The following is a 15414-nucleotide window of genomic DNA, read 5'->3' on the forward strand; positions in this document are numbered from 1 at the left end:
ACGAGTTGCGAGCCGGGGCCGTCGGATCAGGTCGGAAAAGCCGGGGCAGCTACCGCGTCGTTCTTTTGCGCCGCCTTGGCGCGCTTGAAGCTCTCACGCTCACGCAGGCGCTCCCAATACGTGGCCACCGCCGGCGGGAAGCCGCTGTCGATCTTCAGACTGCGGGCCAGCAGCAACGCGTAGCCGACCGAGATGTCGGCGGCGGTGAAGCGGCCGCCGACGAGCCAGTCGCGGCCGTCGGCCAGGGCGCGGTCGAGGCCCTTGAGGCGGGCGAAGAACCAGCGTTCGTAGTCGTCGGCGGCGGCCTCGGCCCGGCCGGGCTCGAAGACGCGGTAGCGCAGGACCAGGGTCTGGGGGAAGGTCAGGGTCGCCTCCCCGAAATGCAGCCAGTTGAGCCAGGGGCCGTAGTCGGCCTCGCCGGGCTGGATCGACAGGGGCGTTGGGCCATCGCGGGTGGCCAGGTACTGGGTGATGGCGGCGGACTCGCTCATGCGGGTGTCGCCATCGACCAGGAAGGGGATGGTGCCGAGCGGATTGACCTCCAGATAGGCGGGCTCGCGCATGCGCGGCGGGAAGGACAGCAGCTTCAGCTCATAGGGAAGCCCGAGCTCCTCCAGCGCCCAGAGGGCGCGGAAGGAGCGGGCGTCGGCGCAGTGCCACAGCTGGATCATCACAGGGCTCCCAGTCCCCCGACCGGGGCGCTGTTGAAGCGGATGTTGTCACGCTCGATGCCCTGTTGCACCACCGACAGGCCGCCCGAGCGGATCATCCATTCGAGGCGATGGTCGCGGTACTGGCGCTTGAACAGGCCGGCCTCGACGATCTGGGCGACGCCGGCCATGGCGGCGGCCATTTCGCGGGCCTGGTTCAGGGAGGTCGCCACCGACGGGCGGGCGGCGGCGCGGCTGAACCAGTCGGAGAGCTTGCCGGTCGGCGGGAAGCCGAAGCCGATAGCGCCGGCCACGAAGGGGGCGACGCAGAGATCGCCCCAGCCGAAGGCCTCGCCGTTGAACCACGGGCGGTCGCCGAGCTGGTCTTCCAGCCAGGCATGAAGCTGGCTCAGCTCCTCGCCGGCTTTCGCCTGCATCGCCGTGGCCTGGTCGCCGGTGGCGCGCTTGAAGTTGGCGATTTCGGAGAGGCCCCAGGTGATGGCTTCGTAGTGGGTGTCGACGAGGTCCTCGATCATGCGCACCCGGGCCCGGTCGGCCGGGCTGGCGGGAAGCAGCGGCGGGTCGGGGAAACGGTCCTCGATGAATTCCAGGATGATGGTGGAATCGAAGATGGCCTGGCCCTCGACATAGAGAACCGGCACCTCGCCGCGCGGGTTGGCGCGGGCGAAGTCGGCGGACACCTGGCCCGAACCGATGGCCCCGGGGATTTTGGCCTCGAAGGGCACGCCCTTCTCGGTCAGGGCGATCTTGACCTTCTGGGCATAGGGCGAGAGCGGGTGTTCGAGGATCTCGATGGCGGGGTGGGTCATGGCGTTTCCCTTTGTTGGGAGGAGGCTGGGCCGGTTTCCCCTAGGCGCGTCAACCTCCCTCCCCGAATGGGGAGGGCAGGCGCGCGTTGCGCGCCGGGTGGGGCAGTGGGTTACCACAGCCAGCCGTTTAGGCGTTTCAGTGCTTGTTCTCGAAAGTCAGTGACCGGCTTCCCCACCCGACGCGCGTAACCGCGCGTCTGCCCTCCCCATTCGGGGAGGGAGGTTGCGCCAGCGCCCTGCTTGTCATGTCAGTGCAGCTTTAGCCGCCCCGAAACCCGTTCCTGCAGCAGGCGGGCCAGAGCCAGGACCACGGTCTTGGTGGCGCCCAGGATGGCGCGGTGATGGGCCAGGTGGAGGCTCATGTAGATCCACTTGGCGATCAGGCCCTCGATGAAGAAGTTGGGGCCGCCGAGGCCGCCCATCAGGGCGCCGACGCCGCGACTGTCGCCGAGGGAAACGAGGGAGCCGAAGTCGCGGTACTGGAACGGGGCCTCGTGGCGGCGCTCCGACAGGCGGGCCATCAGCACCCTGGCGAGGTAGTCGGCCTGCTGATGGGCGGCGGCGGCGCGGGCCGGGATGTTGCGGCCCTCGGTCCAGGGGGCGGCGGCGCAGTCGCCCATGGCCCAGATGTCGGGGGCGGAGGTTTCCAGCCGGTCGTTGGCGACGAACTGGTTGAGGCGGTTGGTTTCCAGGCCGAGCGTGGTGTTGCTGTCGGCGGCCTTGACCCCGGCGGCCCAGACGATGATCGAGGCCGGGATCTCGCCCTTGCTGGTCACCACCCGGTCGTCCTGGATCGAGAGGACCTTCGCGCCGGTCAGGACCTTGACCCCCTTTCGCTCCAGGGCGGTCTGGGCCTGGGTGGAGATCTTCTCGGGCAGCTGGCCGAGGATGCGCTCGGCGGCTTCGAGGATGGTGATGTCGAGGCGGAAGCGCTGGTCCTTGGCGAGACCGCCGAGGAATTCGTTGTGGGCCTCGATCAGCTCGGCCGACAGCTCGACGCCGGTGGCCCCGCCGCCGACGATGGCGATGGCGAGGGAGCGGTCGGGGGCGAAGCTGGCGCGGGTGAAGGCGGTCAGCAGGCGGGTGTGGAAGCGCTCGGCGTCGGCGGTGTTTTCGAGCAGGTGGGCGCGTTCGGCGCCGGGCGTGCCGAACAGGTTGGCGCCGCCGCCGATGGCCAGGACCAGGTGGGTTAAGGTGATGGAGCGCTCGGGCGCGAGCTCCCTGCCCTGCTCGTCGGTCATGACCGCGAGGGTCAGGCGGCGGGCGGCGGGGTCGAGGGCGGACAGTTCGCCGAGGGTGAAGCTGAAGTGGTTGCGGCGGGCGAGGATGGGGTAGCTGAGGCCCTCCTGGTGGGTGTCGAGGGTGCCGGCGGCGACCTCGTGCAGGGTCGGCTTCCAGATGTGGAAGACGGTGCGGTCGATGAGCAGGACTTTCTCGGGACCGCGCTGTCGGCCGAGCTTGCGGCCAAGCTGGGCGGCGAGTTCGAGCCCGCCGGCGCCGCCGCCGACGATGACGATGTCGTAGTGCATGCGGCTATCCCCTTCCGCTGACGAAGGGGGTTTAGGCCTGTGGCGGGGCGCCCGCAACGGGTCCTTCTCCCGCTTGTCGGGAGAAGGTGGCGGCCGAAGGCCGACGGATGAGGGCAGCGCCGAGATTTGAGGATTGGCAGCTGCGCCATCGGCGCCAGAACGCGCGGGAGCGTTCACGACCGGCGCTGCCCTCATCCGACCCGCTTCGCGGGCCACCTTCTCCCGACAAGCGGGAGAAGGAATCTGATCACGCCGCCTTCTTGCGGCGCACCCTCACCCGCTCCTCGTCGAGGAACTCCCGGATCAGCGGGGCGCTGATGTCGGCTTTCGAGACCAGGAAGAGGTGGCCGCCGTCCTTGATGATCTCCAGCCGGGCGTTGGGCAGCAACGCACACAGGAACTTGCCGTTGACCAGGGGGACGATCTTGTCGGCGTCGCCCATCATGACCAGGGTCGGGGCCTTCACGAAGGGCAGGAAGGGGACGCTGGTCCAGCCGCTCATGGCCATCAGCTGGTAGAGGTAGCCGGAGCGAGAGGGCGGGCTGATGCGGCCGATGTGGCCGTCGGCGCCGGTCATCTCGCCGCCGTAGAGGGCCTCGAAGTTCTTGCGCATGAACTCGGGATCCACATAGCGCTTGGGGTCGGCCATCTTGCTGAGGGCCTTGAGGTCGCCGGGCACCATGATGACGCCGGCCGAGGTGGCGGCCAGCACCAGGCGGCCGGTCCGCTTGGGAAACTGGAAGGCGAACTGCTGGGCCAGGCCCCCGCCCCAGCTGACGCCCATGACATCGACGACGTCATAGCCCAGCTGGTCGAGCAGGCGCCTGGCGGTCCAGGCCATGGTCGAGGGGCGGTAGGGCACCACCGCCTTGGGCGAGCCGCCGACGCCGGGCATGTCGAAGGTGATCAGGTCGCGGTCAGGGAACCAGTCGGCCAGCGGGGCCATGAGCTCGATGTTGGCGCCGATGCCGTTGAAGAACAGCAGAGGCCGGCCGTGGTCGGCCTTGGGGCCCCTGGCCTTCCAGACCGCGACCCGCAGCATGCGGCCGCCCGCCCTCAGGGTGGAGAATTCCGGAGCGGGGGCAGTGGGGGCGGATCGGGTCATGTAGCGCCTTTCAGATCAGTCGAACGCGTAGAGGCCGGGGGCGGGCTCTTGCGCCTTGTACTTTTTCGAGCCGAGGCTCCTGGGAGCAGGTTTCGTGCCGCCGGACCGCTCGGTCAGCCACTGGGTCCAGAAGGGCCACCAGGACCCCGCCTTTTCCTCGGCCTGGCCGTTCATCCAGCCCTCGATCGTCGGACCGGGACGCTCGGCGCTGTGAAAATACTTGGCCTTGGGGTTTCCCGGCGGGTTGAGCAGGGCCTGGATGTGGCCGGCCTGGCTGAGGACGAAGTCAACCTTCGGCGAGCCGATGAGTTGCGTCAGCCGGTAACAGGCCTTCCACGGGGTGATGTGGTCGGTGACGCCGGCGACAACGAAGACATCGTTCTTGACCGCCGACAGATCGACCTTGTGGCCGGCCATCTCGACCTGGCCGTGGTTGCGGAACGGCTGGTGCTCGTAGACCGACAGGTAGTCGCTGTGCAGGGTGGCGGTCAGGTTGGTGCTGTCGTTGTTCCAGAAGAGCACGTCGAACGGCGGCGGATCGTCGCCATGCAGATAGTTGTTGATGACGTAGTTCCAGACCAGATCGTTCGGGCGTAGCCAGGCGAAGGTGCGCGACAGGCTGGAGCCTTCCAGGATGCCCTTCTTGGCCGAGCGCTGGCGGGCCATCTCGATGCCGTGGCTGGAGACCAGGGCGCCGGCTTCGGAATCGCCGGCGTCGGGGTCGAGGACGCAGACCATCAGGGAGACGGCGCCGATGCGCTCGTCGCCGCGCGCCTGCAGCTTGCTGAGCAGGGTGGCGGTGGTGATGCCGCCCGAGCAGGCGCCGGAGACGTTGACCGTCTTACTGCCGCTGACGTTGGCGATGACGTCGGTGGCCTCGATCAGGCTGTCGACATAGTCGCCGAGGCCCCAGTGGGCATGCTCCTTGGTCGGGTTGCGCCAGCTGACGAGGAAGACTTGGATGCCCTGGCTGGTCAGGTAGCGGACCATCGACTTGTCCGGCGACAGGTCGTTGACGTAGGCCTTGTTGATCTGCGGCGGGATGATCAGCAGCGGGACCTGGCTGACCGTTTCGGTGGTCGGCTGGTACTGGATCAGCTCCATCATCTCGGTGCGATGGATGACGGCGCCCGGGCTGTTGGCGACATTCTCGCCGACCTTGAAGGGGCGTTTGTCGACCTGGCTGACGATGCCGTCGTTCTTGGTCAGGTCGTCGTAGGCGTTCTTCAGCCCCTTCATCAGCGAGCCGCCGCCGGTGTCGTAGGCGCGCTTGATGGCCGAGGGGTTGCCGACCAGGGTGTTCGAAGGCGACAGGCTGTCGAGGATCATGCCGGTGACGAAGTTGGCCCGGGCCCGTTCCAGTTCGTCGAACTCGACGTCGTCGATCCAGCCGGCGACGCCCTTCTGGACCGCCAGATAGTATTGCATGGCGCCCTTGTAGAGCGGGTTGTAGCGCCAGGCCGGGTCGGCGAAGCGCTTGTCCTTCGCCGCGGCCTCCAGCTCGGACTTGCCGGTCAGGATCTTGACCAGTTCGCCGTTGAATTTGGCGACATGCTTGAGGGTCTTCACCGGCCGGCCGGCGGTTTCCCGCAACAGCACGCCGACGGCCCCGATCAGGTCCTCCCGCGCCACGCCGACGATCGGATTGAGACCCCCGGCGTTGTCGGTGGCTCCGCCGGCGTCGAGCCGGATTCCGGGCTTGCTCATGATTGTGTCCTCCCCACGCGCCAGATCGTTCTCGCCCGGCGTCCTCGTTCGGACATATGCTGGACGGACGTGACGCGAAGTCAACGGGGGCAGGTCCAGATGAAGACGCGCGACCGCATCCTCGAAGCCTCGCGGGAGCTGTTCAACGCCGAGGGCGTCGGGCCGCTGTCGGCGGTCGATATCGCCTCGGCCCTGGGGATGAGCGCCGGCCACCTCTACTACCATTTCAAGGGCAAGCCCCAGATCCTGGCCGAGCTGATGGCCCTGCACGCCGCCGAGATCGAGATGGTGCTGGAGGCCATGAGGGAGGCCATCGCCGCCCGGCCGGACATCGAAACCCTGTGGACGCATGTTCACATCCTCGTCGAGGAGGCCTGGGACGCCCGCTTCTTCTGGCGCGAACCGGCCCTGGCGCTCGGCAACGAGGCGGCGGCGGCGGCGGCCAGGCGGGTGATGACGGGCCTGGTTTCGGGGCTGGGAGACGCCCTCAGGCGCCTGCACGACAAGGGGGCGATCAAGGCGAAGGCGGAGGCGCGGGACGGGCTGGCGGGCCAGCTTGCCACCGGCATTGTGTTCCACGCCATCGCGCTCGACTTGAGGGGTGACACTGGGCCGCCGCGGGAGCTCGTGGCTCGGGCGGCGGCCCAGGTCATGCTTCCGGCGGCCGGACTCGCCTGCTGACCCAGTGGGGGGAGGGGGAGTTGGGCCAGCGGCAGGCCGCCGGAAGATCGCTTAGGCCGCTTCGTCGGTCTTCGGCGCGGCGGTCTTCTTGCTGGCCTTCTCGGCCTTGAGGGCGGCGACTTCGCCGGTCAGGGCTTCGACCTGGGCGGTCAGGGCCTGCACGGCCTCGCCGAGGGCGGCGAGGTTGTAGGGGGCGAAGGCCTCGGTCAGCGACTTGCGAACCTTGCCGACACGCTCTTCGAGGGCGGCGCGGCGATCCTTCGACTGCTTGGTCAGATCATTGACCAGGCTGACGACCTTCTTGCCGGTCGGCGCCTTGGCGATGCGGTCGCGGACCTCGTCCTCGATCACTTCACCCTTGGCGACCAGCTGGTCGAAGGCTTCGGTGGCGCCGTGGGCCAGCTTCTCGGCGCTGGCGGCAGCTTCGGTGAAGGCGCGGCCATAGGCGCCGACGCCGGCCAGCCAGATCTTGCGGGCGATGTCGAGGTCGGCGCCGGTCTCGGCTTGCGGCTTCTTGTCGGTCTTGGTCTTCTTGGCGGCGGCCATGGGAGGCTCCTTGAGATGTTGCGTGACGCCGGGGGAGCGGCGAATGGCCTCACGATCTAAAGCAGCCGTCTAGAAAGATCATTCTAGGCCGCAGCGAGAACTGCGTTATGGTTGCAGCCGGGAGTTTTGGGCGCCGCGGCGGCCCTGGCTCTGGATGGGGAAAGCTTCGAGCTAGTTACATGGGCGGCAACGGCGATCACACCGACGGAAAACTCGAGCGCCTGACCGCACGCGAGCGCGAGATACTGCTGCTGGTCGGCCAGCACCTGACCGGCAAGGAGATCGGCAAGCAGCTGGGTCTCTCCAACCACACCGTCGCCAACCATGTGCGCAACGCCCTCGAGCGCCTGGGCGTCGATGATCGCCGCGCCGCCGCCCGCATGCTGCTGGCCTCCGAAGACCGCATGACACACGGCGTGTCAGGCATGACGGACGTCATAGCCGACGAGGCCGAGCCTAAGACAACCTCAGCTCCACAAGACGGAGCCGAGCATGACACCCGCAAACGACCACCACACCAGTATCGCGACGCCGGGCCTCAGCCAGGCGCTGTGGATGAAGCAGGAAGTGGATCGCTTCGAAGCCTCGTTCCAGCGCGCCCCGCAGTCGGGGACGCCGCTGCCGGTGTGGACCTGGGAGCAGCTGGAGCGACAGCTCGTCAGCCTGTCGTCGGGCCCGGCGATGGCGGCGGCGACGCCGGAACTGATCTCAGCGGTCCGCAAGCAGAGCCGCTGGCTGCCGCCCGAGATGGTGCTGCGGGAAATCCTCTGCGCGGCCTTCGCGGTGATGGATGGGGACTTCTCACCGCCGGGGTCGGAGGACGTCTCAACACTCTGAGCCCGGTCCAGCGGCTGGGGCTCATCGTCCTGATCATGGTGATCGCGGCGATGACCTTCGGCGGCGCCCTATCGGGCCTGGTGGCCCTGCAACAACTGATCCGCCCCTGACGTGATCCGGGCGGATCGCCCGGAATTCACATAACGCCCCGAGGGGGGGCGCAGGGAGGCGACTATGCTGCATCAACGACGCACTGCTGCCGAGGCCGTGGCCAACAAACTCTTCGAGGCCGAGGACGCCCTCGACATCGCCCTGGCGGCGGTGGCGGGGCTTGCGATGACCATGCCGACGGCCCGAAAGGAAGCCAACCTCTCGGTCATGTACGCCCAGGACGCCTTCGAAGGCGCCACCGAAACCCTGGCCCACCTGACCCGGGCCCGGCGCACCATCATCGACACGCACAAGGCGCTGGCGGTGGCGCGCGACCAGTTGGGGCTGCGTACCCGCATGGGCGGCATCGGCAACGACAAGCCCGAAACCGATCCCAAGCCGACCGGGGTGTACCTCCATGAGGTAAAGGCCGCCTGACGCCATCACAAGTTGGCAGTCGCGCCAATAGGCGCCAGAAAGGGTCCCGTTCGCACGGGACCCTTTTTTGTGCAGCTGCCGCTCTGGTTCATCGTCAACTTCAGCCTCGCCTTCCTGGTGTGCGGCTTCGCCATGTGGCGTGGCGGGCGTCCGGAACGGTTCGCGGGAGCCCTGTTCCTGGCGATAAGCATCATCACCTTCCTGCTGCCTGACCGACGCTGGATGGATGTGCAGTATACAATCATGTGGCTGGATATCGGCTACTGGCTGATCCTGGTCGGTCTGGCCCTGGTGGCAGACCGCTGGTGGACGCTGTGGATGGCCGGATTGCAGGGGGTCGGCGTCCTGCTGCACCTGGCCTTCTGGGCCCAGATGAAAATCACCAGCCTGGCCTATTCAACCGGGCTGAATATGGTCGGTTATACCCTGATGATCCCGCTGCTCGTCGGCACCATCACCTACGTGCTCCGTCAGCGCCGCCTCGACCTGACCAAATCCCAAACCGCCTGATCAGGTCCGGTTCAGGTCCTTCCTGCCACATTACAAAAAAGATCGGTGACCCACCGGTCTTTTCGGAGAACCCTGCGCCCATATCGGCGTTGAACATCCCGCTGGGACGCGGGCAGACACAGGAGACGGATCGTGGCGCGCAAACGCCCCAAGGGAGTGCTGGAACTGGGCTGGGCCTGTGTCGAGAGCGGCTTTGCCGGCCGCTTCGAGCATGTGCCGACGGCCGAGCTCTATGAGGAGAGCGTCGTCAAGCGCATCTCCATGCCCTGCGGCGGCGACCACGGCTGGACCCTGTCGGCCCTGACCACCCCGCGCGACAAGCCCGCCCCCTGGAAGATCGTGGTCGTCACCGGCGCGCCCAGCTGGGCCGAATACTGGGCCCCGGTGCTGGCCGCCCTGCCCCAGGACCGCGAGATGGTGGTGGTCGACCGGCCCGGCTATGCCGGCAGCCAGCCGGTGGAATATGTCGGTGACATCCGCGTGCAGGCCGAGGCCCTGATGCCCCTTCTGCAGGTGGCTCCCGGCCAGAAGCTCCTGCTGGTCGGCCAATCCTACGGCGCCGCCATCTCCAGCCTGATGGCCGCCCGCCGGCCCAGGGGGCTGGCCGGGCTGGTGCTGCTGAGCGGCTACCTGGGCGACCCCGGCCCGACGGCGCGGATGCTGGTCAAGCTCGGTCAGGTTCTGCTGCGCGTGCTGCCCGTGCCGCGCGATCTGCGCAACGCCGTGCTGGAGGTGGCCGGCCAGCCTGGCCAGCTGATCCACATGCGCTCGGCGCTGGAACGGATCGGCGTCCCCATCCATCTGATCCACGGCGACCTCGACGACTTCGCCCCGATCGAGACGGCCGAGACCCTGGTCAAGGAAACCCGCACCCTGCGCCCCATGAGGTTCCGCCGCGTGCCGGGCGGCAATCACTTCCTCAACGACGGCCCGGCCGAGGACCTGATCGCCGAACTGGAAGCCTGCCTGCCGCAACAGCGGCCGGTGCTGGCGACGCTGGGCGAGCGGCTGGCTGACGTGGCCGATGCGGCCCGTTTCCTGTGGGCCGATCTGTTCAGCCGCAAGCGCGCCGCAGCGGCGGCGTAGGGTTCACCTCCTCGGGCCGAATATCCATCTCTGCCGGCTTCGGTCCGAGCAAAGCCGCCAGTTCGGAGGCCGGCACCGGGCGGCTGATTACATAGCCCTGGATTTCCTGGCAGCCGTGACGGCGTAGCTGGTCGAGCTGTTCGTGGCTCTCGACGCCCTCGGCGGTGGTGACGATGCCGAGGCCGGCGCCCAGGTCGGTGACCGCCTTGATGATGGCCAGGGCATCCGGGTCGTCGGTGATGTCGCGCACGAAGGTCTGGTCGATCTTGATCTTGTCGAACGGAAAGCTGCGCAGGTAGCTCAGCGAGCTGTAGCCGGTGCCGAAGTCGTCCATCGATATGCGCACGCCCAGCGACTTCAGGTCGTGCAACACGGCCAGGTTGGCGGCGCTGTCCTGCAGCAGCACGGACTCGGTGATCTCCAGCTCCAGTCGGCGGGGATTGAGGCCGGACGCGGCGAGGGAGGAGATCACGGATCCGACCAGATGCCGGTCGCGGAACTGGATCGGCGAGAGGTTGACGGCCAGACGGATGTGGGTCGGCCAGGACCCGGCCTCGCGGCAGGCCTCGCGCAGCACCCAGTCGCCCAAGGCGCCGATCAGGCCGATCTCCTCGGCCAGCGGCACGAATTCGGCCGGCGAGATCATGCCGCGCTCGGGATGATGCCAACGAACCAGGGCCTCGCAGCCGGTGACGCGATCCTCCGTCAGGCTATAGATGGGCTGGTAGTGCAGGGCGAACTCTCCGGCCCCCAGGGCGCGGCGCAGGTCCAGCTCGAGCAGGCGGCGGGCCTGCAGGGTCTCGTCCATGGCCCGTTCGAAGAAGTGGAAGGAGCCCCTGCCCTCGTGCTTGGCGCGGTAGAGGGCCATGTCGGCCTTCTGCAACAGCTCGTCCGGCTCCAGACCGTCCTGCGGGGAGAGGGCGACGCCGACGCTGGCCCCGGCCACGACCTGATGGCCCTGGATGTCGAAGGGCTGGGCCATGGCCTCGACGATGCGCATGGCCAGGCGGCTGGCGTCGGCGCCGTGCGAGACGCCGCATTGGACGACCGCGAATTCGTCGCCGCCGAGACGGGCGACCGTATCGCCCTCCCGCACGCACCCGCGCAGGCGCTCGCCGGCGGCCCGCAGCAGGGCGTCGCCGGCCGGGTGTCCGAGGGTGTCGTTGACGATCTTGAAGCGGTCCAGATCGATGCAGTGAACGGCGACGGTCTCACCCTGGCGCACCGAGCGGCTCAGCGCCTCGCGCAGCGACTGCTGGAACAGCACCCGGTTGGGCAGCTCGGTCAGCGGATCGTAGTGGGCCAGGCGGGCGATCTGGGCCTCGGCCCGCTTGCGCTCTGAAATGTCCTCCGAGACGCCGATCAGGTATTCGGGCTGGCCATCGGGCCCGAGGATGGCCCGCTTCTTGGTGCGCAGGGTGACGACGGCGCCATCCTGGCGGGGGATGTTGTCCTCCTCGATCACCTTGACCTCGCCGGAGGCGATGACCTCAAGGTCGCGGTCCCGATAGACGGCGGCAAGGTCCGGTTCGTAGAAGTCGGCGTCGGTCTTGCCGATCATCTCTTCGCGGCTGTAGCCGAGCATCTGTTCGCCGGCCCGGTTGAGCAGGACGTAGCGAAGGTCGCTGGCGCGTTTGACGAAGACCACGGCCGGCATCGATTCGACGATTTCGGTCATGAACTTGCGGGCCCGGTGCGCCTCGCCACTGGCCTCGGCCAGGGCGCGGGCGACCCGGCGATTGGCGTCGCTGGAGGCCTGCAGCAGCTCCAGGATCGTGCCGACCCCGATATAGTAGCCGTCCTGGGTGACGATGAAGCCGCTGAGCAGTTCGGAGGGCCGGGCCGACAGGCTGTCGGCGGTGAAGTCGGCGAGCGGCACATCGACATCGACCAGCAACGGCTCGTGGTTCATCAGTTCGGAGATCGGCCGGCGGGCATATAGCGCCCGGCCGTACTCGGCGGCCATGCGCAGGAAGAAGCTGTTGCGGTCGAGCAGGCCGACCGGCCGGCCGGCCTCGTCGATAACCGGAATGATCAAGGTGTCCGGCTCGCCGCGGAACCGGTCATAGAGGACGCCACCGTAGTCTTCCGGGCGGGCGGGAGCCACGGGATTAATGGCGTCGCGCAGTCTCAACATCAACACACCTCCACTCGGTGGGGAGGGTTTGGCGGGCCGAAACTAATATCGACCTAATCAGGGCCGTCGAATGGTCGGCGTCATCTAAATTTCTTCAGACTGTCACAGTGTTTTTCGTGCGTTTAACCATGAACGTCACGCGCCTATACTGTCCGCATCCGGATTAACTTGAACAGCCCGGGCAAGCTGCTGGAACGACCGGCTTGGCGTATGGACCGCTTGCCCCTAGGCTTCATCCCCGGGGGTGTCATGTCCAAGAGCGTCAGCCGTCCGAAGTTCCGCGCCCTGCCGGCGCTGCGCCGATACTTCCGCGTCCTGCTGCGCCACAGCCTGCCGAGCCTGATCTTCGTCATGCTGTCGATGGCGGCGGCCATCGCCGTCTTCATGATGGGAATCTGGAGCCTGTACCGCATCTTCGTCGCCGTCGGCCAGCCGCAGACCGCCCCCAATCCGCTGGCGGTCGGACTTTGCTTTCTGGCGGCGCTCGCCCTTGGCGGCTCGACCGCCCTGCCCCTGGCCGCCAACGCCGCCGCCTGTGAGCAGGAAGGCCGCCGGGCCGGTTTTCGCGAAGCCTGGAGCGCGCTGTGGCGTCACACGCCGGGAAGCTTCGCCGTGGCCCTTCTGCAGGCGGCCATGATCGGCCTGGGCCTTCTGCTGGTCATCGTCCCCGGCGTCCTGGCCGCCGTCCTTGTCAGCCTGGCCGGCCCGGTCCGGGTGGTCGAGGGCCTCGGCCCGTTCAAGGCCATTTCCCGGGGTGTGGAACTGACCGAGGGCATACGCTGGCGCCTGTTCAGCTATCTCTGCGCGACAGGCCTGATCGTCCCGGTGGTCTTCAGCGCCGGGGTCGTGCTCCTCGGCGCGCTCGGCGACGCCATAGGCGGTCCCGGCGCGTCGGAGTCCGGCCCGACGCCGGTGTACATCGGGCTGAACATCGCGATGGCCGTCGTCCTGCTCGGCTTCTTCAGCCTGATCGCCTACCTGGCCGCCCTTGGCCCGGCCGCCGCCTATGCGGAAATCCGCGCCGGCGGCAGCGCCCGGGCGGCGGCCGAGGTCTTCGACTGAGGCCCTACTCGGCCGCCACCAGCTTCGGGCTGGAGACCATGCTCTCCAACCGGCCGCGGATCAGGTCCTCGGCCTCGCTGATGATGCGGTCGATCAGGTCCTTGCAGCTGGGGATGTCGTCGATGATCCCCTGGACCATGCCGGCCGACCAGATGCCGCCGTCGGTGTCGCCGTTGGCAAGCGCGTCGCGGCCGCGGGTGCCGGCGACCAGATGCTGGACGTCCTCGAACTTGGCGCCGCCGGCCCGCTCGATCTGGACCACTTCCTGGCTGACCTGGTTGCGCATGACCCGGGCGGTGTTGTGCAGGGTGCGGAAGATCAGGTCGGTCTGGCGCTCGTCATTGGCGACCATCTGGGCCTTGAAGCTGTCCGGGATCGGCGCTTCCTTGGTCACGCAGAAGCGGGTGCCCATGTTGATGCCGTCGGCGCCCAGCGCCAGCGCGGCCACCAGGCCCCGCGCGTCGCCGAAGCCGCCGGAAGCCAGCATCGGAATCTTCACCTTGTTGGCAGCCGCGGGGATCAGGATCAGGCCGGGGATGTCGTCCTCACCCGGGTGACCGGCGCATTCGAAGCCGTCGATGGAGATGGCGTCGACGCCCATCCGCTCGGCCGACAGGGCGTGGCGGACGGCGGTGCATTTGTGGATGACCTTGATGCCGTGCTGCTTGAAGTGGTCGACGTGCTCCTGCGGCTTGTAGCCGGCGGTTTCGACCATGGTGATGCCGCTCTCGATGATGGCGGCGCGGTATTCGGCGTAGGGCGGCGGCTTGATGGCCGGCAGGATGGTCAGGTTCACGCCGAACGGTTTGTCGGTCAGATCCTTGGTGCGCTGGATCTCCCTGGCCAGGTCCTCCGGCGTCGGCTGGGTCAGGGCGGTGATGAAGCCCAGCGCCCCGGCGTTGGCGACGGCGGCGACCAGTTCGGCCTTGCCAACCCACTGCATGCCGCCCTGGGCGATCGGATGCTCGACGCCGAACAGCTCGGTGAAGCGGGTGCGGATGGCCATGGTGCGTCTCCCAAACAATTGTTGGGATCGACTTTATCGGAATATCACCCCGCGTCAGGCAAGGACGAAATCAGCCGCCCCCATCACCCGCCCTTGGCGACCTCACGGGCCAGCAGGGCCTCCAGGCCCATCAGCAGCGGCGCGGCCGCCCGCGGGTCGGAATCCCCGCTCAGCGTGCGGATGACGTTGACGTGGACGGCGATCGCAGGAACCTCAAGTCGGCCGTTCTTGCGCTGCCGGTCAGTCAGGTCGCACAGGCTCCAGGCCGCCTTGCCGAGCGCCTGAAGATCCGGCGGGCAGATGTCGATGATCGCCGAGGAGGTGCTGTAGATGGCCTCCAGCCAGGCGTCGTCCTTGGGTTCGGCCAGGGCCGCCTCAAGCACGCCGATGGCCTCCAGCAGCAGGACTCGCCCTTCGTCACGCAGGCTGGCGGTTTCCGCCTCGGCCCCGCGCAGAGCCGCCAGAACGGTCTTGCCGCCGCTCTCCCCGATCATCCTGGAGAGGTTGGAGACGCGTCGAATGATGGTGACGCCGCTCACGATCCGCCCTCCGCTGAACCGCCAGCCTCGTCTGAAAGGGTTGATTTCCCGCGAAGACGATCGGCCCGGCGCTCGACCTGGCCCCGGGGCGGTTCCGGATCGTTGAAGCGACGGTCGGGGCCGACGTATTCGCCCGCCTGGACGAAGGGGCGCGGGTCGCGGGCCATCCACAGGATCCGCTCCAGCAGGATGGCGGGGGTGATCGGCCGGGTGACGATGAAGTTGGCCCCGCAATCGCGGGCCTTGGTCACCTGCGAGGCGCGGGTGTGGCCGGAGATCATCAGGACCGGCACGAAGGCGTTGGGGTCGAGGCCGGACCGGCGCAACCACGAGACCATGTCGTAGCCGTCGGGGCCGGGCATGTCGCAGTCGACGATCACCAGATCGACCGTCGACGCCTTCAGGATGTCGACGGCGGCCTGGGCGTCGGTGCACAGGTAGCGGGTCTTGATGCCGAATCCGAGCAGGGTCTGGGTGGTCAGGCGCAGGGAGAAGGCATTGTCGTCGACCACCATGACGATGGCGCGCGACAGGTTGAAGATCGTGCCGGGGGCCAGCCCGGCCTCGCCCGCCACCGGTGTCGTTGCTGTGTCTGTCGATTCCATGTCTCTACCCACCCCGGGGAAAAAATGGGGAAGGCGGGTGACCGAAGGGTAAACGA

General features: G+C 67.9%; 17 protein-coding genes. 6 read left to right on the forward strand and 11 right to left on the reverse strand.

Going from position 1 to position 15414, the window contains the following annotated elements; all coding sequences use genetic code 11:
• Positions 1–26: 26 nt before the first annotated feature.
• The 5 genes from O5I81_RS16775 to O5I81_RS16795 all read right to left on the reverse strand — a co-directional run bounded on the left by O5I81_RS16775 (position 27) and on the right by O5I81_RS16795 (position 5821).
• A complete protein-coding gene (locus O5I81_RS16775; protein ID WP_271066007.1) occupies positions 27–671 on the reverse strand; it encodes a glutathione S-transferase family protein in 645 nt (214 codons plus the stop codon).
• Positions 671–1480: a glutathione S-transferase family protein gene (locus O5I81_RS16780; protein ID WP_271066008.1), complete on the reverse strand. Its 810-nt coding sequence runs from the start codon at positions 1478–1480 to the stop codon at positions 671–673. The genes O5I81_RS16775 and O5I81_RS16780 overlap by 1 nt, the downstream gene beginning before the upstream one ends.
• 248 nt (positions 1481–1728) lie before the next feature.
• The gene (locus O5I81_RS16785; RefSeq protein ID WP_271066009.1) at positions 1729–3009 is read right to left on the reverse strand and encodes an FAD-dependent oxidoreductase; all 1281 of its coding nucleotides are present in this window, start codon (positions 3007–3009) and stop codon (positions 1729–1731) included.
• 247 nt (positions 3010–3256) lie between these two features.
• Positions 3257–4114 carry an alpha/beta fold hydrolase gene (locus O5I81_RS16790; protein ID WP_271066010.1) on the reverse strand — a complete coding sequence of 286 codons (858 nt, stop codon included), beginning with the start codon at positions 4112–4114 and terminating at the stop codon, positions 3257–3259.
• 15 nt (positions 4115–4129) lie between these two features.
• Positions 4130–5821 (reverse strand): alpha/beta fold hydrolase, encoded by a 1692-nt coding sequence (locus tag O5I81_RS16795; protein WP_271066011.1) that lies wholly within the window; start codon positions 5819–5821, stop codon positions 4130–4132.
• Between the two features lie 99 nt (positions 5822–5920).
• Here O5I81_RS16795 and O5I81_RS16800 point away from each other — a divergent pair, with 99 nt between their 5' ends.
• Entirely contained in the window at positions 5921–6502 is a 582-nt protein-coding gene (locus O5I81_RS16800; protein WP_271066012.1) for a TetR/AcrR family transcriptional regulator, read from the forward strand.
• Between the two features lie 51 nt (positions 6503–6553).
• Here O5I81_RS16800 and O5I81_RS16805 read toward each other — a convergent pair whose 3' ends face one another.
• Both O5I81_RS16805 and O5I81_RS21435 read right to left on the reverse strand, forming a co-directional pair.
• On the reverse strand, positions 6554–7048 hold the full coding sequence (locus O5I81_RS16805; RefSeq protein WP_271066013.1) for a phasin family protein: 495 nt from the start codon (positions 7046–7048) through the stop codon (positions 6554–6556).
• Positions 7049–7131: 83 nt separating this feature from the next.
• The gene (locus O5I81_RS21435) at positions 7132–7461 is read right to left on the reverse strand and encodes a hypothetical protein (RefSeq protein WP_348637267.1); all 330 of its coding nucleotides are present in this window, start codon (positions 7459–7461) and stop codon (positions 7132–7134) included.
• A gap of 79 nt (positions 7462–7540) precedes the next feature.
• On the opposite strand from O5I81_RS21435, the gene O5I81_RS16815 reads away from it, so the two are divergent.
• The 4 genes from O5I81_RS16815 (at position 7541) to O5I81_RS16830 (ending at position 10009) form a co-directional block, all read left to right on the forward strand.
• Positions 7541–7885 carry a hypothetical protein gene (locus tag O5I81_RS16815; protein ID WP_271069099.1) on the forward strand — a complete coding sequence of 115 codons (345 nt, stop codon included), beginning with the start codon at positions 7541–7543 and terminating at the stop codon, positions 7883–7885.
• Between the two features lie 174 nt (positions 7886–8059).
• Positions 8060–8413, forward strand: a complete 354-nt coding sequence (locus O5I81_RS16820; RefSeq protein ID WP_271066014.1) for a hypothetical protein — start codon at positions 8060–8062, stop codon at positions 8411–8413.
• A 69-nt stretch (positions 8414–8482) separates the two neighbouring features.
• Entirely contained in the window at positions 8483–8923 is a 441-nt protein-coding gene (locus O5I81_RS16825) for a hypothetical protein (protein ID WP_271066015.1), read from the forward strand.
• A 132-nt stretch (positions 8924–9055) separates the two neighbouring features.
• Positions 9056–10009, forward strand: coding sequence for an alpha/beta hydrolase (locus O5I81_RS16830; RefSeq protein ID WP_271066016.1), 954 nt, complete (start codon positions 9056–9058; stop codon positions 10007–10009).
• Here O5I81_RS16830 and O5I81_RS16835 read toward each other — a convergent pair.
• A complete protein-coding gene (locus tag O5I81_RS16835) occupies positions 9978–12146 on the reverse strand; it encodes an EAL domain-containing protein (protein ID WP_271066017.1) in 2169 nt (722 codons plus the stop codon). The two genes, O5I81_RS16830 and O5I81_RS16835, sit on opposite strands and share 32 nt — an antisense overlap.
• A 249-nt stretch (positions 12147–12395) precedes the next feature.
• Here O5I81_RS16835 and O5I81_RS16840 point away from each other — a divergent pair, with 249 nt between their 5' ends.
• Complete coding sequence (locus tag O5I81_RS16840; protein ID WP_271066018.1) at positions 12396–13208, forward strand: hypothetical protein; 813 nt, start codon at positions 12396–12398, stop codon at positions 13206–13208.
• 4 nt (positions 13209–13212) lie between these two features.
• On the opposite strand, the gene O5I81_RS16845 is transcribed toward O5I81_RS16840, so the two are convergent.
• The 3 genes from O5I81_RS16845 to O5I81_RS16855 form a co-directional block, all read right to left on the reverse strand.
• Positions 13213–14214, reverse strand: coding sequence for a nitronate monooxygenase family protein (locus O5I81_RS16845; protein WP_271066019.1), 1002 nt, complete (start codon positions 14212–14214; stop codon positions 13213–13215).
• An 83-nt stretch (positions 14215–14297) separates the two neighbouring features.
• Positions 14298–14753: a hypothetical protein gene (locus tag O5I81_RS16850; RefSeq protein WP_271066020.1), complete on the reverse strand. Its 456-nt coding sequence runs from the start codon at positions 14751–14753 to the stop codon at positions 14298–14300.
• A complete protein-coding gene (locus O5I81_RS16855; RefSeq protein ID WP_271066021.1) occupies positions 14750–15358 on the reverse strand; it encodes a response regulator in 609 nt (202 codons plus the stop codon). The genes O5I81_RS16850 and O5I81_RS16855 overlap by 4 nt, the downstream gene beginning before the upstream one ends.
• Positions 15359–15414: the final 56 nt, after the last annotated feature.

Origin of the sequence: Caulobacter sp. NIBR1757, from assembly GCF_027912495.1 — a bacterium.
Taxonomy (GTDB): Bacteria; Pseudomonadota; Alphaproteobacteria; order Caulobacterales; family Caulobacteraceae; genus Caulobacter.